The sequence below is a fragment of the Paenibacillus sp. JL3B1040 genome (assembly GCF_057063165.1).
The window spans coordinates 555,962-580,031 of sequence record NZ_CM169317.1 but is presented as its reverse complement, the minus strand read 5'-3'; the positions used below and the strand labels follow the sequence as shown (position 1 = coordinate 580,031).

Genomic DNA, 24,070 nt, shown 5'->3' with positions numbered 1-24,070 from the left:
TTGTTACTTGTTGTTTTCAGCTCTCCAGGCATCGAGCTGAGCTTGGGCTTCAGCAATGACCTTGTCAAGGCCGGCCTCTTTGAATTTTTCGGTCGCTTTCGGCAAGTATTCCGCCGGGTCCACCGTACCGGTCATCAACGATGCCCAGAACTGTTCTTTCACGTTTTGTACGGCCGCCATTTCGGTTGCCACTTTCGTGCTGTCGAAGTTGAAGCTCAGGAGCGGCGAGTTGACGCCTTCGGCGTTAAACTTCTTGAATTGCTCCCATTTGTCGTCCGCATCGTTCGGATTCAAGTACAGAAGCATGTTGTTGCCCAAGGAGTAAGACGGCATGTCGTAGTTTTTCGATTCTTCCAGGTTTTCGTAATGCGTGTCGTCAAGCTTCTTGTAGTGAACGCCTTCGATCCCGGAGTCAACCATGTTGCGCAGCACCGGATCGGTGTTCAGCAGGTTCAGGAATTCCATCGCTTTCTCCGGATGCTCGGAGTTTGCGGAAATCGCCATGACCGAACCTTGAACGGAAGTGTTCGTGATGATCGCGTCACTTGCCGGCGTAGAAACGACAGGGTAGCCATAGCTTGCGGACCACAGGTTGTCCGCCAACGGCTGGGTTTGCGCACGGTCCATGAACCATTGGCCGGAAGTCATCAGGTCGCTGGTGGAACCGGTCGTTGCCGCTTCAGGAGCGACATAACCCGCTTGATAGTATTTGTGCATCAAATCCAGAGCGGCTTGCATTTCCGGCGTTTCCAGGATGTTGACGATTTTATAGTCGGTAGTATCAAGCCTAACCGCCATCGGCAGGTTTTGAATAACGTAATCGTAAGGCACGTAAGGTACGTAGTTCTTGTCCATCGCGAACGGCGTTACGCCAGGTTCGTTTTCCTTGATCGTTTTCAGCAACGGTTCGATGCTTTCCAAAGAACGGATGTTTGAAATATCCATGTTGTACTTATCCAAGAAAGTTTTGTTGAAGCGCCATACTTCTTGCTGCGGAAGCTCTTTGTTGGCCGGGATGCCGTAGTTATGGCCGTCCACCTTGGAGCCTTCCAGGAAAGCCGGGTCGATGGTGTTTTTCAGATCTTGTCCGTATTTCTCGAGCAGATCGTCAAGCTCCATGAACGCGCCCTTTCTGGCGTTCTGTACGTAGTCGAAACCGCCCGCAGAGGTAAAGAGGATATCCATCGGTTCACCGGAAGCGACGTTAACCTGCATCTTTTGCGAATAGTCGCCCCAATCGATCATTTTCATGGTGATGGTTGCGTTGATTTTCTCTTTGGTGTACTTGCTGACTTCTTCCATGACGCGGTCCACGTCTTTTTGCGGCGTCCCGATCGTGTACCAAATCAAGTTGACCGTTTCTCCCGAGTTGCCCGCCGCAGAGCCGTTGCTGCTGCTGTCGGCCGCGTTTTTATTTCCGCCGCATGCGCTCAGAACTAGCACCAGAGCCATCAGAGTGGCAAGTACGAAGGAAAAACTTCTTTTGTTTTTACTCATGCTGATCCTCCCTTTTGAAGCTTTTTGTTTGTTTAACTACCTTAACCTTACCGGATGAAAGCCATTACAAAAAGAAGATAAACTTAAAAAATCGAGGTACAAATTAAAGAAAAGGACAATCCCCCGGACCCAAGGAACACCTCCCTCTCCGGCAGGCAAAAATCTCCTTGATCCAGGGCAACTGTCCCCTACGTCCTAATGCAGCGCTTTGAAGTCGGTGGGGGAAATCCCCACGTATTTTCGGAATTGCTTGTAGAAATAACCGATTTCCCAGTATCCCACTTTACGGGCGATTTCATGCACCTTAAGATTGGTGTTTTTGAGCTGCTGCTTCGCTTTGTCGATCCGGTACTTGTTAATATACTCGGCAAAGGACACGCCCGTCTCCTTGTGAAACAGTTGGCCGAGGTAAACCGGATGAATATGGTATTGCGCTCCCAACGTTTTTAGCGACAGCTCGTCGGCGTAGTGCGTATCAATGTAGGTCAACACCTGATGCACTACCGGATTTTTGGCGTCCTGCAGCAAGGATTGGACCGTTTCTTCCGCCAGGCTTTCAAGGATCTCGATCAATCCCCGGAACGATTCGCAGCGCTGGACGCGATGGAGCGCCTTCTTAAACAAGTCCGTCTCTTCCGTATATTTAATATGCTGAAGTTCCATTTTAAAGCGGACAACGAGCTCCAATGCGGCACTCTGCAAATCCTCGGGACGGATGCCGTCCAACTGCTTCATCCGCTCGAAATCGTGACAAATCCGCTCCTTCAAGCCCTCCTGATCCTTGGCCAAAATCAACTTGGCGTACTCTTCCCACGCCAGCGGATAACCGCTCTCCAGCATGCCGTCGTGGCGGTCGCCTTCCAGATGCTTGTATTCAATCGTCCGCCGTTCCGGGTAAATCAAGTAGTATTCAAGAGCCCGCTTGGCCTCCTTGTAACTGAGGGAAGCCTCCTCGGGAAGCTGGCCCACACTGCCTACGCCGATTTGGATCGTGCGGTTCATGACGGACAGCTCCAAGGCCAGGTTCTCCATCAGCTCGGCAAATATCCTTTTTCCCTCCGCCCATCGCGGCAGGGAACCGATGATCACGATATCGCCATCTACATCGTGCAGCATGGCGATTCCCCGTTCCGCCTTCAGATAACGTTCGGCCCGCTCGAACACTTCGGCCGAGTTGCCTTTGGTGCGCAGCGCGCCAACTGCAACGTAGGGCCCTTGCATGTGCAAGCCGAGCAACGCGGCCCGCTCCTCGAATTCGGCGGCGGCAATTTGCCCGTTCAGCCAGCGGTATAGCGTGTTATCCTTCAGAATCTGCACATCGTAGGCGTCATACATTCCGTCCGCCTGCACACTGTCCAGCTTTTGCACGGTGTTGCGCAGCGTCGACTCCAGTTCTTCCAAGTTGATCGGCTTCAGCAAATAGTTTTCGATGCCCAGCTTCATCCCCTCTTTAAGATAATCGAACTCGTTGAATCCGCTCAAAATGATGACTTTCAGTTCCTTATGAAGCTTTCGCGCCTCGGAAATCAGCGTTAATCCGTCCATGACCGGCATGGAGATGTCCGTAATCAATACATCGACCGGCGTCGACCCCAAGGCGTCCAGCGCCTGCCTTCCGTTCTCCGCATGTCCGACGATTTCCAGACCAAACAGCGGCCAGTCGACGATATCGTATAAACCTTCGATGATAAACGGTTCGTCATCGACGATAAACACTTTATACATCTTCACCCTCCATTTCCTCCCGATTGGGGTAACGTACTGTGATGGTCGTCCCTGCACCGGGCAGGCTGTCAATCTCTATGCCGTAAGCCGAACCGTACAGGAAGCGCAGCCGCGTATGCACGCTGCGGAGCCCGAACATGTGCCCTGTTTCTTCCTTCCGCTCCAGTTCCCGGCGGATTTCCGCCAAGCGGTCCGGTTCGATGCCCTTCCCGTTATCATTTACCACTGCCTTCAGGGTATCCCCGTCCTCCCGCACCTCAATCGTGACCCGGTTGTCCAACCGATCAGTCTGAATGCCGTGGACGATGTAGTTCTCTACAATTGGCTGCAGGGACAACCTAACGAACGCTTTGCCGTAGAGCGCCGGATCGGCCTGAATCTCGTAGCTGAAGCGATCCTTGTAGCGGATGCGGAACAGCTCCAAATACAAGCGGCAAGCTTCCAGCTCGTCCTTCAGCGTGTAGTTTTTCTTTTGCTGCACCATGCTTTTGAACAGGGCGGACAAGCTGTAGATCATTTCGCCGACGTCCCGGGCGCCTTGGGAAATGGCCCGCATGCGGATGGCCTCCAGCGTATTGTACAAAAAATGCGGATTGATCCGCGCCTGCAGGGCGACAAGCTCGGTTTGCTGCTGCTTGATCTCCGCTTTGAACACCCGGTCGATATACAAATTCAACTCGTCCAGCATGTCGTTAAAGCTTTTGGAGATCTGCCCCAGCTCGTCCTCCCGCACATCGGCGATCCGTGCCGAGAAATCGCCGTTGCGGACTCTCCGGGTGAATCGGATAATGGCGTTCGTGCGTTTGGCAAAATTGCCGATAAACAGCGCAGGGATCAGGATGGCGAATAAAATGCAAATGGAGCTGATCGTAAGGATCGTGCTGCGCAGTCCCTGGTACGTTTTGGCCAACTCTTCTTTCGGGACCATGCTGAGCACCGTAAAACCTCCCTGGCTTTGCGTCAGTTTGGTGGCGACCAGTCCATCGCCCAGCCCCCCGTTGTCATAAAGCGAGTTCAATTGTTCGGTATACGGGTAGAGCCGTCCATAATAGGTCCCGGAGGAATCGAACAGCACGTTGCCGTTCGCGGACAGGACCAGGATCGAACCTTTCAGCTCCTCTTGATACATGGCCAGGCTCCCCCATACCTTGGCCGTATCGAAATAGACATCCAGTTGCCCGATGTTGCGAAGCGTTAGCTTATTGTTGATCGGGATGCGGACCGAATACATCGGGGTGTCCGGCAAACCCACCGTTTTGCGTACCCAGATGTTGGCTGTCTCGACGTTCTTGCCTTCCTGCAGGTACATGACGTCGGGCACCAAGGATCGGGCCTGATTGGTGGGGATAATCTTGAACTGATTGTCGTTGCCAAAGACATACAGCTGCTGCAGATCCGCGCTATACAACATGACGCTGCGGATGTCCGGATCGTCGTCGACCACGTTGCGGAAATACAGCACGGTGTCCGTTGACGAACTATTTTCCATATAAAATCGGTCCAGGCGGTAGTTCACGTAATCCTGATACGGATGTTCCAGAAAAAAGGAAGTGTTCGAAGCCAGTTCCTCGTCGCGATAAACGTCCCGCACCATCGCTTGCACGGACTCATACTTGCCGCTGATGTAACCGCTGACGCTTTCGATCGCCCGCTTCTGGATATCCAGTTGCCTCTGCACCGCGGCCTCGGACATAAACATGAACATCAAGTACGAAAACGTAATGATCGTCACGATCGTGATCACCGAAAAAAACAAGAGAATCTTCATGAACAAATTGTTCTTGAAGTAATTGCGGTAAATGCTCCGAATGAACATGTCTTCCCTCCTTGTGCAAGGTCAATTATATCATGCCTTCCAGGCTAGATGGATTCGCGGCTCTTGCCCGGCGCGACTGGCGCACCATCACCGTCCTCGTTACGGCATATTGCCCCCGGTTTGCGGCATCTATGGGTAAAATGTTGTAAAAAGTACAACAATCTATGGCCTGACGCAGCAAATGGGCTGAAATGTTGTATTTTCTGCAACATTTTTGGCTGTGACGGGCGGGGATGCTCAAAAATGTTGTATAAAATGCAGCATTTGCAGTCGCACCTGCCTCCTTGGTCAGTAATGTTGCATAAATTACAACATTTCCGAACGAAAAGCGCCTGTTCCCAAAATGGAACAGGCGCTTCTAGTGGCGGTCGGTCCGAATCCATCCGAACCCGGTTAGCTAACCGCGGAAATCCTGCAGCCCCTCATTCAGCGAGCGGGTCGCTGCATAAACCTGCTGGTACAGCTTGAAGAGGCGAGCATACTTCGTGACGTTGGCCGGGATCGGCTCATACGTCTTGGCATAGCCGATGAAGGCGTCGGCGCATTCCTTCAGGCTGCCGAACCAGCCGCTGCCGACGGCGGCCATCATCGCCGCGCCCATCGCCGGGCCTTGCTCATTCTTCAGCGCCACGACCGGCTTGCCGAAGATGTCGGCCTGCATTTGCAGCCAAACCGGGTTCTTCGCGCCGCCGCCAATGGAGATGACGCGCTCAACCTCGATGCCGGCCCCGCGGAACAACTCGAACGACTCCTGAAGCGAGAACGTGATGCCCTCCATCACCGCGCGCGCCAGATGCTCGCGGCGGTGCGTGCCGGACAGGCCGATGAAGCTGCCGCGGATCACGCTGTCCGCGTGCGGCGTGCGTTCCCCCACCAAATACGGGGTGAACAGCAGCCCTTCCGAACCCGGCGCGATATCGCCCACCGGCTTCAGCAGATCGTCGAAGCTCAGCTCCGGTGCCAGCGATTCCTTGAACCAGCTTAAGGAATACCCTGCAGCCAACGTGACGCCCATGGCGTAAAAAGCGCCCGGGTGCGCATGGTTAAAGAAATGCACCTTGCCGGCAAAATCCTTGGTTTTGTCTTCTTCGTACGTCAACACAACGCCGGACGTACCGACGCTGCACAGCGCGTCGCCCTTGCGGACGATGCCCGCGCCCACGGCGCCGCAGGCGTTATCGGCGCCGCCGCCGAACACCCTCGTGCCGGCCGGCAGGCCGGACTCGGCGGCAAATTCCGGCAGCAGCGTGCCGGTGTTCTCGGTGCTGCCCACGAGCGGCGGGCAGAAGCCGGCCGGAAGCCCGAAGGCCGCGGCGATCTCCTCGCTCCATCGGCCTTCCGGCACGTTAAGCAGCAGCGTTCCCGCCGCGTCGGAGATTTCCATTTGCACTTGGCCGGTCATGCAGTAACGCAAATAATCCTTCGGCAGCACAAACCGCGCCGCTTTGGCGAACAGCTCCGGCTCATGCTCTTGCACCCAGAGGATCTTCGGCAGCGTAAAGCCTTCCAACGCCGCGTTGCGCGTAATATCGAGCAGCTTGCCGCCCAGCTTCGCTTCGATGTCGCGGCATTGCTTGGTCGTCCGGGTATCGTTCCACAGGATGGCGTTGCGCAGCACGTTGTTCTGGTCATCCAGCAGCACCAAGCCGTGCATTTGGCCCGAGAAGGACACGCCTTCCACGTCTTCGGCCGCAACGCCGTTCTCTTTCAGCAACTGCTTCAGGCAAGCAACCGTTCCTTTTACCCATTCCTCGGGATTTTGCTCGCTGTACCCGGGACGCTCGTGAATCAGCGGGTAAGCCGTCGAGGCCTCTCCGGCGATCTCCCCGCTGCGGTTCACCAGCAGCGTCTTGACCGAGCTGGTCCCCAGATCGATGCCAATCACATACTTCATTGCGATCCTCTCCTTCGCCTATTCCCCAAAGGGGCTGATACCACAAAAAGGGACGGCAGGCGTCCCCTTTTGGAAAGGTGGTTCAAAACTCGGCTTCCGCTTATTTCGTGCCGAAAATGTACTCGTTCAGACGGGCTTTCACCAGCTCGAGGTGGTTCGACTTGTTGACGATATGGCTGTGCTCCAAAGCGTAAGCTTCCAACGTCTTGAAGTTCGCTTTGCCGGAAACGATATCCGCGCCGATACCGGATTTGAAGCTGGCGTAACGTTCGTCAAGCAGGTTCTCGATGAACTTGTCTTCGATCATTTTGCCGGCTACCTTCAAACCTTTCGCGAACGTATCCATACCGGCGATATGAGCGTAGAACAGGTCTTCCGGTTCAAAGGAGCCGCGTCTTACCTTCGCGTCGAAGTTGACGCCGCCGGAGCCGAGGCCGCCGTTTTGCAGGATTTCATACATGGCCAGCGTCACGGCGTACAGGTCGGTTGGGAATTCGTCGGTATCCCAGCCAAGCAGCATGTCGCCTTGGTTAGCATCGATCGAACCGAGCATGTTGTTGATGCGGGCTACGCGCAGCTCATGCTCGAACGTATGGCCGGCCAGCGTGGCATGGTTCGCTTCCAGGTTGAGCTTGAAGTGGTCTTGCAAGCCGTATTTTTGCAGGAAAGCAATTGTCGTAGCCGCGTCGAAATCGTATTGGTGTTTCGTCGGCTCTTTTGGCTTCGGCTCGATCAGGAATTGGCCTTTGAAGCCGATCTCCTTCGCATAGTCAACCGCCATATGGAAAAATCTTGCCAGGTTGTCGAGCTCCAACGCCATATCGGTGTTCAGCAGGGATTCGTAACCTTCGCGGCCGCCCCAGAACACATAGTTTTCGGCACCCAGTTCAAGGGCCGTTTCCAGACCTTTCTTCACCTGAGCTGCAGCATAAGCGAATACGTCCGCATTGGAAGTCGTTGCTGCGCCGTGCACGTAACGCGGATTGGAGAACATATTCGCCGTATTCCAAAGCAGCTTGACGCCGGTTTGCTTCATACCTTCCTTGATTTTGGCGACGATGACGTCCAGGTTCTCGTTTGATTCCTTCAGCGTAGCGCCTTCCGGAGCAATGTCGACGTCATGGAAGCAGAAATAAGGAGCGCCAAGCTTTTCCAGGAATTCGAAGTTTACTTCAACGCGGGCCTTGGCCAGATCCAAGCCGCTTACCGTTTCCCAAGGACGAATCATGTTGCCTTGGCCGAACGGGTCGCTGCCGTTCATCGTCAGCGTGTGCCAATAAGCAACCGCAAAACGCAGATGCTCTTTCATCGATTTGCCGAGGACGACTTCGTTCTCGTTATAATGTTTAAATGCCAGCGGATTGTTGGAACCTGCGCCTTCATACTGAATTTTGCCGATTGTTTTGAAATAACTCACCACTAATTCCTCCCAGCTTTAGAATAAATTTTAAGTAAGCCTTTACATCCTGTGGATTATAAGTAGCATGCCCACCGGATAATGGAAGCATGCTTTTACAACTAGATCGTACCACGTTCTACTTTGTTTGTCTAGTAAACTAACTAAGTTATTGATTGCCACCCGGTCATTTATGTTATGATGCGTATAGACCTAAATTCGCCATGCCAAGAGGCATGGGCATAACGAGGGAGTTTATATGAAAATCACAGGCGACCAGCAGCTCATCAAAAAAATGAATAAAACCATCGTCCTGGATACGATCCGCCAGCGTCAGCCGTTGTCTCGTGCGGATATTTCCGCCGCGATCGGCTTGAACAAGGCGACCGTATCGTCCCTCGTCTCCGAGTTGATCGACAGCCGGCTCGTCTCCGAGATCGGTCCCGGCGAATCCAGCGGCGGGCGGAAACCAACCCTGCTGCTGTTCAACCGCAGCGCCGGTTATGCCGTCGGCATCGATATCCGCGTCAATGACTTGCTGGCCGTACTCGTCGATCTGGAAGGCCACGTCCTTCAGGAGAAAACGGTGCCGCTCGCCGATTTCACCCCGGTCCACGTCCTTGAACAAATTCGCAAAACGATTCTCCAGTTCAGCAAGAAGCTTCCCGACTCGCCGTACGGCATCGTAGGCATCGGGATTGGCGTGCCGGGGCTCGTCGACGACAAAAGCCGCGTTGTATCGGCCCCCAACCTGGATTGGAACCAGGTCGACCTCTACGAATCGCTGGCTTCCGAATTCGGAGCCAATCTTCATATCGATAACGAAGCCAACGCCGGCGCGATTGGCGAGAAACTTTACGGCGCCGGCCGCGAGGCCCAAAATCTGATTTATCTGAGCATCGGCATCGGGATCGGCTCCGGCATCATCGTCGGCGGCGAGTTGTATCGCGGCGCGGCGAATTTCTCCGGCGAGGTCGGCCATATGACCGTCTCCGAGAACGGCCCGCTCTGCCGCTGCGGCAATCGCGGCTGCTGGGAGACGCTGGCCTCGGAGAAGGCACTGCTCGATCGGGCGGCCAAGCTGTGGAGCGATTCGCACCCCGATCTGGAGGAGATTATCCGGCTGGCCCGCGGCGGCGATCCCCGGGCCGTTCAGCTTCTGAATGAGATCGGCGCCCAGCTTGGCGTTGGATTGGCCAACTTGGTCAATGTCCTGAACCCGGAGCTGATCGTCATCGGCAACCGCCTGTCGCTCGCCGGCGACCTGCTGCAGGACGCCATGCTGCGCACGATCGAGCGCCGAAGCCTCTCCTATCACCGCAAGAAGGCCGGAGTCGCCTTCGCTAATCTGGGCATCCGTTCCACCGCGTTAGGAGCTGCTTCCATGCCGATCACCGCGTTCCTCAGCGAACCGGACCCTGCCCCTGCGCAGGAAGGCAGCGCCTCTGCCGGAGTTTGATGCCAAACAAATCCCCCGCAGGATCGGGAAGCTGCATGATCCTGCGGGGGATTTGTTTGTTTATACCGTTTCGGGGCGATAGCTGCGCAGCAGGTCGCGGATGCCCGCCTCCGGGATCGGCTTACTGATGTAATACCCTTGGATAATATCGCACTTGGCGCGGCGTACATGCTGCATCTGCTGTTCCGTCTCCACACCTTCGGCAACGACCTGCAGCCCCATTTTGCGTCCGATGAGCACGATCGCTTTGGCGAGGGAACGGCTGTCATCCTATTCCGGCAAGTGCTCGATAAATGATCTGTCCACCTTGAGCGTCGTAATCGGCATCTGTTTCAGCGACCCCAGCGAAGAATAACCGGTGCCGAAATCATCCAATGCGATTAGAATACCGAGCGCTTTTAATTCGACAAGCTTCGGCACAAGCGAATCCACCGTTTCCATAATCATGGACTCGGTAATTTCCAGCTCCAGGCACTCGGGCGCCAAACCGGTGTCTTGTAGAATGCGCACGACTTTGGCGACGAAATCCCCTTCGAGGAGCTGGACGACAGAGATGTTGACGGCAATCTTGTATGTCCCGAACCCCTCTACCTCCAAACGTTTGGCAAAGGCACAGGACTCGCTTAGCACCCATTCGCCGATCGGAACGATCAGCCGGCTATCCTCGGCGATTTTGATGAAAGATAAGGGCGGTACGCAGCCAAGTTCCGGGCTGTTCCAGCGGATCAGCGCCTCGAAGCCGCAAATCCGGCCGTCGCGCACCCCAATTTGGGGCTGGTAGTGGATCGTAAACTCACCGCGGGCCAGCGCTTGCCGCAAGTTCTTTTCCAGGCGCACCCGTTCATTAAACGCTTGCAGAAATACAGGGTCGAAGATTGCGAATTTGCCTTTCCCCGCTTCTTTGGCCGCATACATCGCCACGTCGGCGTTCTTGAGGATTTCTTCCGGCGTGACGCCGTCCCGCGGATAGAACGAAATACCGATGCTAACGGACACGAACAGATCGCTGCCGTCGATCCGGAACGGCTCCCTGAAGCCCTGAAGCAGCTTGTCCGCCAGAACGGTCGCCTGCTCCTCCTCCGCACCCTTCAGCAAGATGACGAATTCGTCCCCGCCCAGCCGAAACAACATGCCCGCATTCCCGATCAGGGCGGTTAAGCGGCAGCTTGCTTCTATCAGGAGGCGGTCGCCGAATTTATGCCCCAACGTATCGTTGATAAATTTAAAATTGTCGGTATCCACAAAAAATAAAGCGGCATTCGCGTTTTCCCCGGAAACCAGCGCATCCATCTCCTCCAGCAAATACAACCGATTCGGCAAGTCGCTAAGCGTATCGTAATAAGCGAGATGCCGCATTCGCTGCTGGTACATCTTCAGTTGGTGCACCTCAATATTCGAACCTACCATCCGGTAAGCGCGCCCCTGCTCGTTGAACAGCGCTTTCCCCCGTCCCAGGAACCAGCGGTATTCTCCGTCCTTGCAGCGCAGGCGGTATTCGCACTCGAACACTTCGTTGTCCCCTGCCCGCAATGCCGCGGCTTTCTGATGGATTATCGGCACATCGTCGGGATGAATCACCTGCTGCAGCATCTCGCTGGTTATCGGGTCCTCCTGGCTGTAACCAAGCAGCTCGAACCACCGCGGCGAGTAATGCCGGCGATCCCGTTCCAGATCCAGCTCCCATATGCCGCCATTGGACGCTTCGGCAACCAGCCGGTAGCGTTCCTCGCTCCTTCTCAGCCTCTCCTGGTTTTCCAGCAGCTTGTCGTAGTTTTCCCTTAACTCTTCCTGGGTGGCGGTTAACTCCAAATTCGCGCTCTCCAGCTCCTGGTAACTTTGATGCAGTTTATTCTCGAATTGCTTGCGCTCCTCGATGTCCACCCCGGTCATGACGAACACGTCCGAATCCCCCTGCAGCCCGGGAATGACCGCCGTGCGGAACAGAAACGCCTTCGCTTTCCCCTGATCGGCGCAGAACAGGTTGAGCTCGCGGTTATCGACGAAGCGATGGGACAGCGCCTGGTCCAACAGCGGAATCAGCTCACGGCAGGCATGCTGCAGCAAGGAATGCTCCGTATAGGGCCGCCCAACCGCCTCTCCCTCCCGGATGCCGGTTATCCATTCGGCGTATCGGTTGAAACGCACCGTCGTCCGGTCGCTTTGCACCGCCCAAATGAATAGGTTGGTATGATCCAGTACTTCCTTGGAAAATCCTCGTTCTTCGTGAATCGTACGGTGCAGACGGACGATATAGACCCGGATCAGCCAGTAACTCGCTCCTACCCCGCCGACGAACAGGACGCCAACCAGAATAAGGCGGTTCCGCATAGTATTGGAGAACGCTTCCGCATGGGTGAAGAGATACTTATGATAGAGCTCCTCATAAACTCCCGAGCGCTTCAGGTGCTCCATTCGATCGTTTATGTAATTGACCCGCTCCGGCGCTTTAGGACTGATCCCATAAGCGACGTCGCGAGGATACCCTTCCTCCGCTTCGACCGTCGTCAAACCTAACCCCGCCAAGATCGAAAGCACGAGCATGCCTGCCACTAACAACTTTCGGAACCGCTTCATATGCGATACACCCTTTACGCTAGGATAGGAGTGGGGTTGCCCCATCGAATCGCGAAAACTAGCATATTTTGTTCCATCTTATCACAGTTATAAAGGAACCCCTAGGCTAAATTACCCAGCGATCCAGAAAAAAAGCCCTCCGAATGCGGAGGTGCCTTCCCTGAAAATCGGCTTATTTATGCGGCGTTTCGGAAGAATCCTGAGCATCCAAATACGGCTTATTGGCGAAATAGTACATAAAGCCCATCAATAGAACCCCGCCAACCAAATTGCCGAGCGTCACCGGAATAAGATTATGCACGACACCGCCGAACGAGATCGTCCCGGGATGATCCAGCACCAAGGCGATGGCAAAGGTGCACATATTGGCGATGCTGTGCTCGTAGCCGGAGATGAAGAAGCAGAAGACGAACAGCATCATCGCAAACATTTTGGCCCCGTCCCCTTGCAGCGCCATCGGGATGAAGAATGCCAAACATACCAGCCAATTGCATAAAATCGCGCGGAAGAATAACTCCGTGACAGGGGTGGCCATCTTATGCTCGACCACGCTCAGCAGGAAACTGTTCACCGAGGCGTCGGCAAACAAGCCGGTCAAGTAAATCAATAAGGCGAAGGCTCCCGCTCCCAGAATGTTCCCGAAATAACTGAACACCCAGAGCTTCGTGACGTCCCCCCATTTCAGCCGTTTCCTTAAAGCCGCGTATGTATAATAGAACGTATTCCCGGTAAAAAGATCCCCGCCGCCGTAAGCGATCAGGATGATGGCCGCACCAAAGGTAATGGCAGCCATCGGATAGGTGAACGGCGAATGCTCCACATAAAAATAGTTTCCGCTTTTGAAAGCGACGATCACCCCAAAACCGATAAACATGCTCGCCAGCATCGCCCTGGCAATATACCGGAGATAGCTTTGCATAAAAATTTTGTGCTTCTTGAGCGCCAGTTCTTCGACTTTAAACAGCGATTCCGTCTCCATAACGCCTCCCATTGTTCTCTGCTCCGTATTGTCGTTTAGCTTGTCCGTTGTAATCCATCGCCGTCCCGTCATAGAACCATTTGATTCAAATTTTAGATTAAACGGTCTCGCCGCTATTTACAAGGGGCGCGGAATTGTGCATAATAAAAAAGACTACATGATAATGATTATCATTATTGGTATTCGGATAACCCCGGTTTATCCAACGACAACGGCCAAGAGGAGACGAACGCCATGAGATTGCTATCCGCCCGCAGAAAGACAAGGCTGGACATCGATGACTATTTGGATCTGCTCAATCTTGCTGCCCATCTGGGCGACCGCCAGTGGCAAAAAGAGATTATCCGCAAGCTGGAAATGATGCAGTCCGAATTAACCGACGTCAGCCGATAGACAGGATCATATAAAAATGAGCGCGAGCATAGGGAGAAGCCTCCCGAGTTCGCGCTTTTTTGCATCCAACCTTGTTTCTGAAGATCAGGGGCAGATCCGTGCGGACTTCCGCCCCCCTCCCCCATGGTATTCCAGGATTTCCGTAATCACCAGATCCGTCTTGCGCATGAGATCCACATCATAAGGTGAGCTTACGTTTGACCCGTCCGCTTCGCGAATGATTTTAACTACCGGCCGGTGCACCAGGTTGGAATCCAAGGAGGAAACGATACCCAACTGGCCGCTGCTGAGCTTAACCAAGGAGGATAATGGATAGATGCTGATATTGCGCAGATACGTTTGAATCAGTTCCAGGCTAAAATACCGGTCTCCGGCAGCCAGCAAGTATTCGATCGCTTCGCCCGGCGTGTAAGCCAGGCGGTAGTTCCGCCGGGAGATGAGCGCGTGGTAAGTGTCGGCTATGGCGACGATCTGCGCAAACTCGTCGATTTCGTGATGCTTCAGCCTGGAAGGATAACCCGTACCGTTATACCGCTCATGATGCTGCAGGGCGCATAGGGCTGAACGCCTTGACACGCCTTCCATATCGCAGATGATTTGGAAGCCGACCTCCGGGTGCCGCCGCAGCGCTTCGCGGTCGGCTCCGGTCAAGCTGCCGCTGCGCCGGATCGTATGAACCGGCAGTTCGGTCATCCCGATGTCGAACAACAAAGCGCCGACACAGAGATCCATCATCTCCGCGCCGGAGTAATGGGTCGCGATACCAAGAATAGCCGAATACGCCGTCACGTGAAACGAATGTTCCAGCAGGTAAGGATCGCTTTGCTGTAGCCGGATCAGGCCGTCCAGCACTTGCTCATGACTTGTGATTTCGTACAGGATATTGCGAAACATCCGGCGAAACTGCTCGTCCAGCTGCGGGGTGGACGGACGTCCGAAACCGAGGTCGGAGTCGGCCAAACGCACCAGCATGTGTCGGATGTTCTCTCGCGCCTCGCTTTTCTCTTTGAGGTCCTGTAACTTCATGATCGGGCTTAGCTCCTTCAGATCCTCATCGCGGAAGGAACCGCCCGGTTCCTTTAAGCCGATCATGGCCGTTTGAATCCCCAGCTTCTTCAGACGGAAAATATGATTTTCCGTTAATGCGGTTCCCGCGCCAAGCATCGTCATCCCGTGTTGATTTAGGATAGGCTCGGCCAAAATGTCGCCTGGTTCGAGCATCCTGATATGAACCTGTCTCATGACATCACCTCATCCTTACTTAGCGGATCTTTTAGCTGAGACGAATGCTTTCGCTTTCTGTCACGATTAATGAACTGAGTCTTTCGACCTATTTAAATTTATCATGGCGACAGCAAATGAGACATTACCCCAAAGTATACTTTGTAGAGGGTTTTTTCGACTTTATTATACAAAAAGTCACTATTCTATCTTTCATATCAATGATATTCTAGAATGTAAAAGGGAAAATTTGTAGTTCGAAGAGGGGGTGAAGAACCATGAAAACGACAAAGTATGAGCAAAAGGACTCAGAACGACGATCTCGTTTGATAGGCCGGGAGTGGGAAATAGAGGTCTTTTCGCTATATCTTAAGCACTACGTTAATATGGAGCGAATCATCAACATCTACGGCTCGACCGGCGTAGGAAAAAGTTCGCTGGCCGAAGAATTTCAAAAGCAAGCCGCCAGACAAGGAGCTACCGTAATTGCGCTTAACGCCGCCAGAATCAACACCTCGCCCGAAGATTTCAGTCGGCATATCCTGTTCCAGCTTGGTTTATTGGATACCCTCCCCTCCTTATCCGATCCCGACTTTACCGTCAGAGCCGCCATCGAGGCGGTCAATAAACGGGCCAAACTAGGACCTTCGTTAGTATTTGTCGATACGTATGAACTTCTGGAACCGCTGGACGATTGGCTTCGCGATTTTTTCGTTCCGCAAATCAAAGACCGCAGCCTTTGCGTGATTTCCGGCCGAAACCCGCTGTCCGACAAGTGGACGGAAAGTCCGCTTTGGAAACGATCCATCTACCGGATGCCGCTCACCAACCTGGACTTTAACAGCGTCGCCGCCTATCTTCGGGGCTACGGGATCGGCGAGCCGGAGCAAATCTATCGTATCTGGAAGCAGACGGACGGCTTGCCCCTGCTGCTGGCGTCATTGCTCCGCGAGCAACACGACGTGGCCCTGCCCATCTCCGGCATGCGAGACGGCGCCGACCAAGAACGCCGCGAAGCGACAGCCTTCGGTCTATCGCCCGAGAACCTGTCGATGACCAAACCCGAGGCCGCGATTTACGCGCGCACGGATTTGACCCATCGCGAGAAAGAAGTCGCCGCTCTCGCCGCCGAAGGGCTGACCAACCGCGACATCGCCACCCGCCTCTTCCTTAGCGAAGTGACGATCAAGAAGCATATGCGCTCTATTTTTCAAAAGGTCGGCGCCAGCAATCGGACGCAACTGCTCAAGCTGTTGATGGATTGAAGCACGCAAACGACTTACGGCAACACGGTGCTGCCCATCAAATACCGGTCGACTTCGCTGGCGGCCTGCCGGCCCTCATGCATCGCCCAAACCACCAGGCTTTGACCTCTCCGCATATCTCCGGCGGCAAACACCCCTTCCACGTTCGTTCGGAAATCGCCGAGTTCCGCCTTGACGTTCGTGCGTTCGTCCCGTTCCAGACCCAACTGCTCCGGCAGGTCCGGCTCCGGCCCGGCGAATCCCAAAGCCAACAGGACCAGGTCCGCAGGAATAACCCGCTCGCTTCCGGCAACTTCCGCCGGCACCCGGCGCCCGTCGATCTGCTTCCACTCCACGCGAACCGTATGAACTCCGGTCACTTGGCCGCGTTCATTTCCCAACAGCGATTTCGTCGACGTTTCAAATCTGCGGGGATCCCGTCCGAACAGCTCGGCGGCCTCCGCCTGTCCGTAGTCCGTCTTTTGCACCTTCGGCCATTCCGGCCACGGGTTGTCCTGCTGGCGGGTCAGCGGGAGCTGCGGCAGGATTTCCAGTTGGGTCACGCTGCTGCAGCCCTGGCGGATGGCCGTAGCGACGCAATCGGTCCCCGTGTCGCCGCCGCCGATGACGACGACGTGCTTATCCTTGGCCGACAGGAACCGGCCGTCCTGATGCCCCGAATCCAACAGACTTTGGGTATTCCGGGACAAAAACTCCATCGCCTGATGAACGCCGTCCAATTCCCGGCCTTCTACACTCAGCTCCCGGGCTTGCGTTGCCCCGCAGCACAGCACTACGGCGTCATACTCGGTGCGCAGCCGTTCGGCCGGAATATCCTTCCCGATTTCCGCCCCGGCGATAAAACGGATCCCTTCGGCGGACAGCAAATCGACGCGGCGCTGAACTATTTGCTTATCCAGCTTCATGTTCGGGATCCCGTACATCAACAGCCCGCCGATCCGGTCAGCCCGTTCGTAAACGGTTACGGCATGACCGGCTTTGTTCAGCTGGTCGGCGCAAGCCAGACCCGCAGGGCCGGAACCGACGACCGCCACCTTCTTGCCGCTGGATGCGGCAGGGATCTGGGGCCGGATCCAACCTTCCGCGAATCCGCGGTCGATAATGGCCCTTTCGATGCTTTTGATCGTCACGGGCTGGCCGCTTTTGCCGACGGTACATGCTCCTTCACACGGAGCCGGACACACCCGGCCGGTAAACTCGGGGAAATTGTTCGTCTTGTGCAGCCGCTTCAGCGCTTCCTTCCAACTGCCGCGGTATACGAGATCGTTCCATTCCGGAATCAAATTGTGCGCCGGACAGCCGGAAGCCATCCCCGACAGCAGCCGACCTGCATGGCAAAACGGAGTTCCGCAGTCCATGCACCGCGCTCCCTGCGTTCTCAGCTTCTCCTCCTCCAGCGGCACGGCAAATTCCTGCCAGGAGCCAATGCGTTCCTGCGGCCGGACTTCGCCCGGGACCTCCCGCAAATATTCCATAAAACCGGTAGCCTTCCCCATTTTCAACCTCCCGATCTGATTACGTTCGTTTTTCATGAGATGAACTGCCTGTCGTCCTCCTGCGTTACCGCTATAAAGCAATAAAATATCCGGCTGTATTTTTGCTCGGTATGCCTTAAATAAGCTCATGTTATCACCGGTCCGAGACTGTTCAGAATGAAGAAGATCACTCTCATGAAAAAAATCTAGACCCTAGGCAAGAGGTCATGCGACCTTTGTCTCCCCTTTTCGAAAAACCGATTGCCAGCGGCCCCGTGCCGAATGTATGATGGAATCATAAGCTATAGCTTTGATCGGACGCACCCGTATGACGGACATCGTCGGTTAACAACATCTTAAGCGGTTCATTCCGAGGAGGCTTTATATCGTGGAAGACGACCAGGTACGCTCCCAATCCCGACTAGAATCCATGCTCACCACCTCGGCTCTGCTTCGAGCCATTGATAGGATGGGCGTCGGCATGGCCATTACGGATCCTAATCTTGAAGACAACCCTCTGGTTTATGTAAATCAAGGGTTTGAACGCCTGACCGGATACAGTCGCGAGGAGGTCGTGGGGCGAAATTGCCGCTTTCTTCAGGGGGAAGAGACCGACAAGGAACACCTCGACGTTATTCGGAAAGCGGTTAAGGAACATGGATCCGCCACGGTAACGATCAAGAACTATAAGAAAGACGGCAGTACATACTGGAACCAATTCGTGATCAGCCCGATCCTGGATCCGGCGGGCCGCCCCCTCTATTTTGTCGGGCTGCAGTTCGATGTAAGCCAGGAAGTGGAGCAGCAGCGGGCTTCAACCGAACAGCTCCGCCAGTTGTCCCATTTTGATCCGGTCACGCGCCTGCAGAATTCCAACCGTTTCAGGGAACTGATGCGGGCCGAACTGCGGTCGGTCCTGGCCGAGAATAAAACGGCCGCCGTCATGTGCATCAATCTGAACCGATTTCGGCATATCAACGAAAGTTACGGCGAGAGTGCCGGCAACGAGCTGCTCCGACAGGTCGCGGAAAGGCTGCATAGCTCCTTCCCTGACGGAACGCCGATGTGCCGCAACTTCGCGGATGAATTTTTCGTGCTGGTGTCGAATGTGACCGATCCTTTGTTTATACATACGCTTGCGCTTGATTTGAATGACGCGTTAACGAAGCCTTACACCCTTTCCGGCGAAACGATTCACGTCGGTTTCGGGATGGGGATCAGCCTCTACCCGGATGACGGATCCGATGTGAATCAGTTGCTGCAGCATGCCGAAATGGCAATGAAGGAAGCGAAAAAGGAAGCGCTGGAGGGCCCTCACTACTTTGATTATTACTTAATGGACCGGCTGATGGCCCGCTTGACGCTGGAGAAGAAAATGCTTCAAGCGATGGCGTCAGGGCAATTCGAGCTGCATTTTCAACCGAAGATCGATGCGGCCACAGAGAAGCTGACCGGCTTCGAGGCGCTGATCCGCTGGAACGATCCCTTGCAGGGGTACATTCCTCCGGTCTCTTTTATCCCGATCGCCGAAGAGAACGGGTTTATCGTCGAATTGGGGAAGTGGGTCCTCCTGGAGGCCTGCCGGATGAACAAGCGATGGCAGGAAGCCGGGTTTCCGAAGCTACCGATGTCCGTCAACGTTTCGGCGGTGCAGTTCAGGCATCCTCACTTCTTGCGTACCGTTGAGCAGGTCTTGGCCGAAACGGGGCTCGCCCCGCAATACCTCGAGCTTGAGGTGACGGAATCGCTGCTGAACGACCACGTGCTGATCAAGGATACCTTAACCGCCTTGCAGCAACGCGGCATCTCCCTGTCCGTAGACGATTTCGGAACAGGTTATTCTTCGATCCATTACTTGAAATCGCTCCCGGTTCAGGTGCTAAAGATCGACCGCACCTTCGTACAGGAAACGCCTTGTTCGGAACGCGACAACTCGCTGCTGCGGTCCATCATTCAATTGGGCAAGTCGCTGGGCATGACGGTGTTGGCCGAGGGGGTCGAAACGAAGGCCCAATTCGAATTCCTGCAGCAAAACGGCTGCGATCAGATTCAAGGTTACTATTACAGCCGCCCACTGAACGCGGAAGCGATGGAGGGATTGCTGAAATCCGGTTCATGCGCGCCGGGCCAATGGAATCAGGATCGCGGGGGCTTCTTGCCCAATCGGTAGAAATAAAAGAACAGCAACGCCAGCAGCAGCGCCGCAGCCGGTATCCCGCTAAGCATCCATCGGATGCCGATCGCGGCCGATGCCGGCTGTTCGTTTAGAGCGGCGTCATACCCGCTGGCCTCCAGAATAAGCCCCATGCAGGCGGCCTGCAGTGATACGCCCCATCTCACGATAAATCCGTTCATGCCGAAGTACATACCTTCCCGGCGTGCACCGGTACGCCTCTCGTCCTCGTCGATCACCTCGGATAACATAACGTCGAGCAGCACCAGCAGCCCGGCCAACCCAAGGCCCACGCAGGCGGCGGTCGCAATCGCGCCGCCCGCCTGCGTGATCCAGCCGAACGGCAGCAGCGCGGCGGCATAGCAGAGGGTGGCCGTTAGAATCCCGCGGCGGGCCCCGTAGCGTGTCGTCATCCGCCCCCACAGGAACACACAGGGAATGGCGGTTAGAAAAATCGCCCCTAGCAGCAAGGTGTTAAAACTCTCCTCTTGGCCCAACACGTATTTCGTGTAAAACGGGATGCCCGCCGGCAGCAGTGCAAACGTAAACTGCACCAGAAAGCTGCCGGTGACGTAAAGGACGAACGCACGGTTCCCCAGCGTATGTCCCACTGCCGCGGTCAAGCGGTACGTCGTGCGGGGCGCATTGGGATTCTCCCGGCTGCCCCAGAGGGACAAGGCCAGGAATCCCGCCGACACCCCCGCAAATACCGCCCCCATCGCGCCCCAACCGATCTGCGAATAAAGCAGCGGCGGAATCGCCACGCCGACGATCATGCCGACGATCCCCAGCATCTGCCGCCAGGAAGATACGTAAGCGCGATCCTTGACACTTTGGAACATCTCCGGGAACAGCGCCGAATAATTCAACACGACCAGGACGAACAGCGCGTCGTACAGCATGACGGTCCCCAGGAAATAGAGAAAAGCCCCATTCCCGGCCGCCGGCGGCGTCCACAACAGGGCAAACGCCGCGGCCAGCGGAATCAGGCCGAACCCGATATAAGGGATCCGCCTGCCGAACCGCGTGCGGGTCCGATCGGACAGATGGCCAAACAGCGGATTGAGCACGGCGTTAAGCACGCCGTGGAAGACCATCGCCAGGCTGATCCAAGCCGGGCGAACGCCCAGCACGTCAACGTAATAATAAACGAGATAGGTGGCAAAGGCCTGCGACATCAAATTGACCGCCAGATTGCCCGAACTGTAGGCCACCTTTTGCAGCTCCGGCAAGTTTTCCCGTTTCACGGCTCGCATCCTCCGTTCCGCCTCCCTTTCTTCGAAAGCCGGCCGATTACGGCCGTTGCCGCCGCTGCTGCAGGTCCTGCAAGTCCTTCCATCGAATCATTTCGATGCCTTCTTCCACCAAGGTCGCTTTGACCTCCGGATCGCGGAAGAGCTGATCATCCCACTGTCTTTTTTCCCATTCGGCATGGATGGCCTTCAATTCTTCGGTCGCCAGCGCGGGATGGATGATGATCTCGGATACTCCGGGGCGCAGTCCCTTGAGCGTTGCGATCATATCTCGCTTGTAGCGGTCGTACGTTTCGCCCGGTTGCTTGCCGAAAGGCAGCCCGATCAGATCGTCGAGGATGATGACGCCCATCCGGTCGGCCAGCTCGGTGACTTGCCGGGCCAGCACGGCGGCCTCCGGCGGCAGCTTGCCTACCCGCGGCAGCGAACGCGGCAAGCGGAACGGCAAGCCGTAATCGGCGCAGATTTCAAACGTCACGTCGAGGAAATGTTGGCCGGTCGCCAAGCCGTACAAGCTGCCCATGTGGTTGTCGAGATGTGTAGGAGCCAGACCCAACGCCAGCGCCGTCTCCACCTGGTTGATCATCTCCAGCCGCACCTGCGGACGACTGGCCTGCAATTCGAAGCGGGTCACATCTCCCGGAAAATAGCCTTCCTCCGTAACCAGCGTCCGCACGTCCCCGTCCCGGGTGACCGGCCCCCATTTATAACCGCTCCATTCGCTGGTGAACGTCAAATGCACCCCCACATCGTATTCGGGGTTGGCAACGCTCCAAGCCGCGGCCTCCTTGGCCCAGGCGCAAGGGACCATAACCGTAGCCGAGGATACCGCTCCTTCCTGCAGCAGTTGGATGATCGCCGCGTTCTCCGCATGGCACATCCCGAAATCATCCGCATTCACGATCAGCAACTTGGCGTCCCGCCCATACCCCAATCGTTCTGCCAGTGTCATCCATGTTCTCCTCCGTTTCCGTTCATGGCTCCCAAGAGCCCTCGATTTAAAACGCTTACACGATTTGTGAGTTCAACCGAAAGGCCCGTTCGGTTTACGGATACAGCTCCGAGTCGCCACTCACGACAACCGTATCGCAAATCCCCGATGGATCTACTCCATGTTTATGTAAGAAACCGAACCTCTAGTTCCTTGGATTGTAAATTTCGCGCTCATCCCCGGGATTTCCTTCCCACGCAACAAAGCGGCCCCATTGGACCGCCCTGCATTATTCCTACTTGCGAACCCTGTAGTGGTAGGCCGATACGGCCCGAAAGCCAAGCTTGCCGTAAAGCTCCAGCGCCGGCGCATTGCCCGCCAGCACTTGCAAATACATGCCTTCCGCTCCGTTCTCGACCGCCCATGACGCCAGCGCGTGCAACAGACGGCCGGCAACGCCCTTACGACGGTGGCGCGGGTCGACGACAACGTTGCTGATTCCCGCCCAGCCCGCCTCGATCGTCGCGGTGGCTACTCCCATCGGCTCTCCCGCCTCATAAATGGCGGCAAACGCCCGGGGCGCAAGCGCTTCGAGCTCGCGCGGAGGCCAGCCGCTTGCCGCCAGCTGTTCAATCGTGCCGGCCAGCTTCGATCCCGCCGACAATCCGTTCATTTCAACCACTCCCCGAAGAAGCGTTCATATCCTTGCTTCATCACCGTCGCCGAAAACTTCGCGAAGGCGTATTCCCGGTTGTCGGCGGAAAACTTAAGCGGCGAGGCCGCCGCCATGTTGACGAGCTCGAACCAGTTGTTCTCGTTGCCGGCAAAAGCATGCCGGGAGCCGATATGCCCGTAGCAGGGATGCTCCGGTTTGACGACGAGTTTGCCCATGGCCAACGCTTCGGTCAGCGGCATCGCGAAGGTATCGAATTTGGAACAGCTCCAGTACACCTTGGCCGAGTTCATCAGCGCAAACACCTCGTCCTGGCTTAACGCGAACCGCAACGTGACATTGCGGGGAATGTCGTATTTCTTCATGCTTTCCCTGTACCGCTGCCCGCCGAACACCATCACGACGTCCTTGTCCGGGTTTTGCCGCGCATACTCCAGCACCAGGTCCGGCCGCCGGTTCTCCTCGTCCCGCCCGATCCACAACACCCGGTTATCAACGATGGCCGCCGGGTCAAAATGCCGTTCCGCCAGCGATTCGTTGAACCCGATCGGGATCACGCTCACGTCCGTCACTCCGAACACCTCGTTCATTTGCCGCCGCAAAAACTCCGTCTGCACGATCGCCTTGTCCACGATCCCGTAAAACGGCTTCATCATCTCATACCCGGTCAGCGCCGGGTCGGGGAAGCTATGCGGGAACAGTACGCTGTTGGGGAGAAACATGTTCAAAAAAGTAAACCCGGATACTGTATAGATGACATGCTCGATGTTTTGCGCATAAATTTGGTCCAGCACGATATCGTAGTTGACCAGGTCGCCTTTCTCGTGCTCATAGCCCGGAAGCCAATCGTGTTCGCTGACATGGCGCTCCGGGGAGATAAATACGACGTCCACGCCAAGCTCCCGGCCGATGGCGCGCAGCCGCTCCGCAAACACGCGCGGGCCTTGGGCCTCGGCAAACTGAATTTTTCGCATGACCAATCCGACTTTGTTCATTTGATCCCGCCTTTTTCGCATGGAGTAGTCTAACGCCGCTAACGTTCTTCTCTAGATCATCCCTTGGTTTGCACGCGTCCCTTGCCGTTACCGTTGCGTATCCACAGTTCCAGGCATCCGGCCAAGCCGTACGCCGTTTCTTCGCGCTGCCGCAACAGCCCGTCTTTCGTCCAAACGCCGCTCCCCCGCCGCAAATCGCCTTCGATCAACAACAGCCTCCACAGGGCCGCCCCATGTTTGAACTTAATGGTACCCAAAATGTAAAAAGAATGTCAATCCGCCGTCCAGGCGCAATCGGCTACGGGCAAAAAAAAGAGCGGCGCCTTTGGGCGAACCGCTCTTCCTGGGTAT

The 24,070-nt window shown here is 55.6% G+C and carries 17 protein-coding genes and 1 pseudogene; 4 read left to right on the top strand and 14 right to left on the bottom strand.

From position 1 onward, the window contains the following. Positions 1-3: 3 nt before the first annotated feature. The 5 genes from ACZF99_RS02515 to xylA form a co-directional block, all read right to left on the bottom strand. Complete coding sequence (locus ACZF99_RS02515; RefSeq protein ID WP_483608793.1) at positions 4-1,497, bottom strand: ABC transporter substrate-binding protein; 1,494 nt, start codon at positions 1,495-1,497, stop codon at positions 4-6. A gap of 195 nt (positions 1,498-1,692) precedes the next feature. Further along, positions 1,693-3,222 (bottom strand): response regulator, encoded by a 1,530-nt coding sequence (locus ACZF99_RS02510; protein ID WP_483612497.1) that lies wholly within the window; start codon positions 3,220-3,222, stop codon positions 1,693-1,695. Beyond that, positions 3,215-5,038, bottom strand: coding sequence for a sensor histidine kinase (locus ACZF99_RS02505; protein WP_483608790.1), 1,824 nt, complete (start codon positions 5,036-5,038; stop codon positions 3,215-3,217). Before ACZF99_RS02505 ends, ACZF99_RS02510 begins: the two co-directional genes overlap by 8 nt. Positions 5,039-5,435: 397 nt before the next feature. Next, positions 5,436-6,932: a xylulokinase gene (gene xylB / locus ACZF99_RS02500; RefSeq protein WP_483608789.1), complete on the bottom strand. Its 1,497-nt coding sequence runs from the start codon at positions 6,930-6,932 to the stop codon at positions 5,436-5,438. 100 nt (positions 6,933-7,032) lie between these two features. Beyond that, entirely contained in the window at positions 7,033-8,349 is a 1,317-nt protein-coding gene (xylA, locus tag ACZF99_RS02495) for a xylose isomerase (RefSeq protein ID WP_483608787.1), read from the bottom strand. 238 nt (positions 8,350-8,587) lie between these two features. Here xylA and ACZF99_RS02490 point away from each other — a divergent pair, with 238 nt between their 5' ends. Further along, positions 8,588-9,787 (top strand): ROK family protein, encoded by a 1,200-nt coding sequence (locus ACZF99_RS02490; RefSeq protein WP_483608785.1) that lies wholly within the window; start codon positions 8,588-8,590, stop codon positions 9,785-9,787. 60 nt (positions 9,788-9,847) lie between these two features. Here the strand turns inward: ACZF99_RS02490 and ACZF99_RS02485 are convergent. Further along, positions 9,848-12,115: pseudogene (locus ACZF99_RS02485) on the bottom strand (EAL domain-containing protein). Between the two features lie 418 nt (positions 12,116-12,533). Next, positions 12,534-13,340 (bottom strand): formate/nitrite transporter family protein, encoded by an 807-nt coding sequence (locus ACZF99_RS02480; protein ID WP_483612496.1) that lies wholly within the window; start codon positions 13,338-13,340, stop codon positions 12,534-12,536. Between the two features lie 234 nt (positions 13,341-13,574). Here ACZF99_RS02480 and ACZF99_RS02475 point away from each other — a divergent pair, with 234 nt between their 5' ends. Then, positions 13,575-13,733 (top strand): hypothetical protein, encoded by a 159-nt coding sequence (locus tag ACZF99_RS02475; protein ID WP_483608783.1) that lies wholly within the window; start codon positions 13,575-13,577, stop codon positions 13,731-13,733. An 84-nt stretch (positions 13,734-13,817) separates the two neighbouring features. On the opposite strand, the gene ACZF99_RS02470 is transcribed toward ACZF99_RS02475, so the two are convergent. Next, the gene (locus ACZF99_RS02470) at positions 13,818-14,954 is read right to left on the bottom strand and encodes an HD-GYP domain-containing protein (protein ID WP_483608781.1); all 1,137 of its coding nucleotides are present in this window, start codon (positions 14,952-14,954) and stop codon (positions 13,818-13,820) included. A gap of 278 nt (positions 14,955-15,232) precedes the next feature. Here ACZF99_RS02470 and ACZF99_RS02465 point away from each other — a divergent pair, with 278 nt between their 5' ends. Then, complete coding sequence (locus ACZF99_RS02465; RefSeq protein WP_483608779.1) at positions 15,233-16,219, top strand: LuxR C-terminal-related transcriptional regulator; 987 nt, start codon at positions 15,233-15,235, stop codon at positions 16,217-16,219. Between the two features lie 14 nt (positions 16,220-16,233). On the opposite strand, the gene ACZF99_RS02460 is transcribed toward ACZF99_RS02465, so the two are convergent. Then, positions 16,234-17,715 carry a glutamate synthase subunit beta gene (locus ACZF99_RS02460; protein ID WP_483612494.1) on the bottom strand — a complete coding sequence of 494 codons (1,482 nt, stop codon included), beginning with the start codon at positions 17,713-17,715 and terminating at the stop codon, positions 16,234-16,236. A 367-nt stretch (positions 17,716-18,082) separates the two neighbouring features. On the opposite strand from ACZF99_RS02460, the gene ACZF99_RS02455 reads away from it, so the two are divergent. Next, a complete protein-coding gene (locus tag ACZF99_RS02455; RefSeq protein WP_483608777.1) occupies positions 18,083-19,864 on the top strand; it encodes a putative bifunctional diguanylate cyclase/phosphodiesterase in 1,782 nt (593 codons plus the stop codon). Here ACZF99_RS02455 and ACZF99_RS02450 read toward each other — a convergent pair. From ACZF99_RS02450 to ACZF99_RS02430, 5 genes are all read right to left on the bottom strand, one after another. Next, complete coding sequence (locus tag ACZF99_RS02450; protein ID WP_483608775.1) at positions 19,831-21,123, bottom strand: MFS transporter; 1,293 nt, start codon at positions 21,121-21,123, stop codon at positions 19,831-19,833. The two genes, ACZF99_RS02455 and ACZF99_RS02450, sit on opposite strands and share 34 nt — an antisense overlap. A gap of 37 nt (positions 21,124-21,160) precedes the next feature. Continuing rightward, the gene (locus ACZF99_RS02445) at positions 21,161-22,072 is read right to left on the bottom strand and encodes a polysaccharide deacetylase family protein (RefSeq protein WP_483608773.1); all 912 of its coding nucleotides are present in this window, start codon (positions 22,070-22,072) and stop codon (positions 21,161-21,163) included. A gap of 274 nt (positions 22,073-22,346) precedes the next feature. Further along, on the bottom strand, positions 22,347-22,724 hold the full coding sequence (locus ACZF99_RS02440; protein WP_483608771.1) for a GNAT family N-acetyltransferase: 378 nt from the start codon (positions 22,722-22,724) through the stop codon (positions 22,347-22,349). Then, positions 22,721-23,719 (bottom strand): glycosyltransferase, encoded by a 999-nt coding sequence (locus ACZF99_RS02435; RefSeq protein WP_483608769.1) that lies wholly within the window; start codon positions 23,717-23,719, stop codon positions 22,721-22,723. The genes ACZF99_RS02440 and ACZF99_RS02435 overlap by 4 nt, the downstream gene beginning before the upstream one ends. A gap of 56 nt (positions 23,720-23,775) precedes the next feature. After that, on the bottom strand, positions 23,776-23,976 hold the full coding sequence (locus ACZF99_RS02430; RefSeq protein WP_483608767.1) for a hypothetical protein: 201 nt from the start codon (positions 23,974-23,976) through the stop codon (positions 23,776-23,778). Between the last annotated feature and the right edge of the window lie 94 nt (positions 23,977-24,070).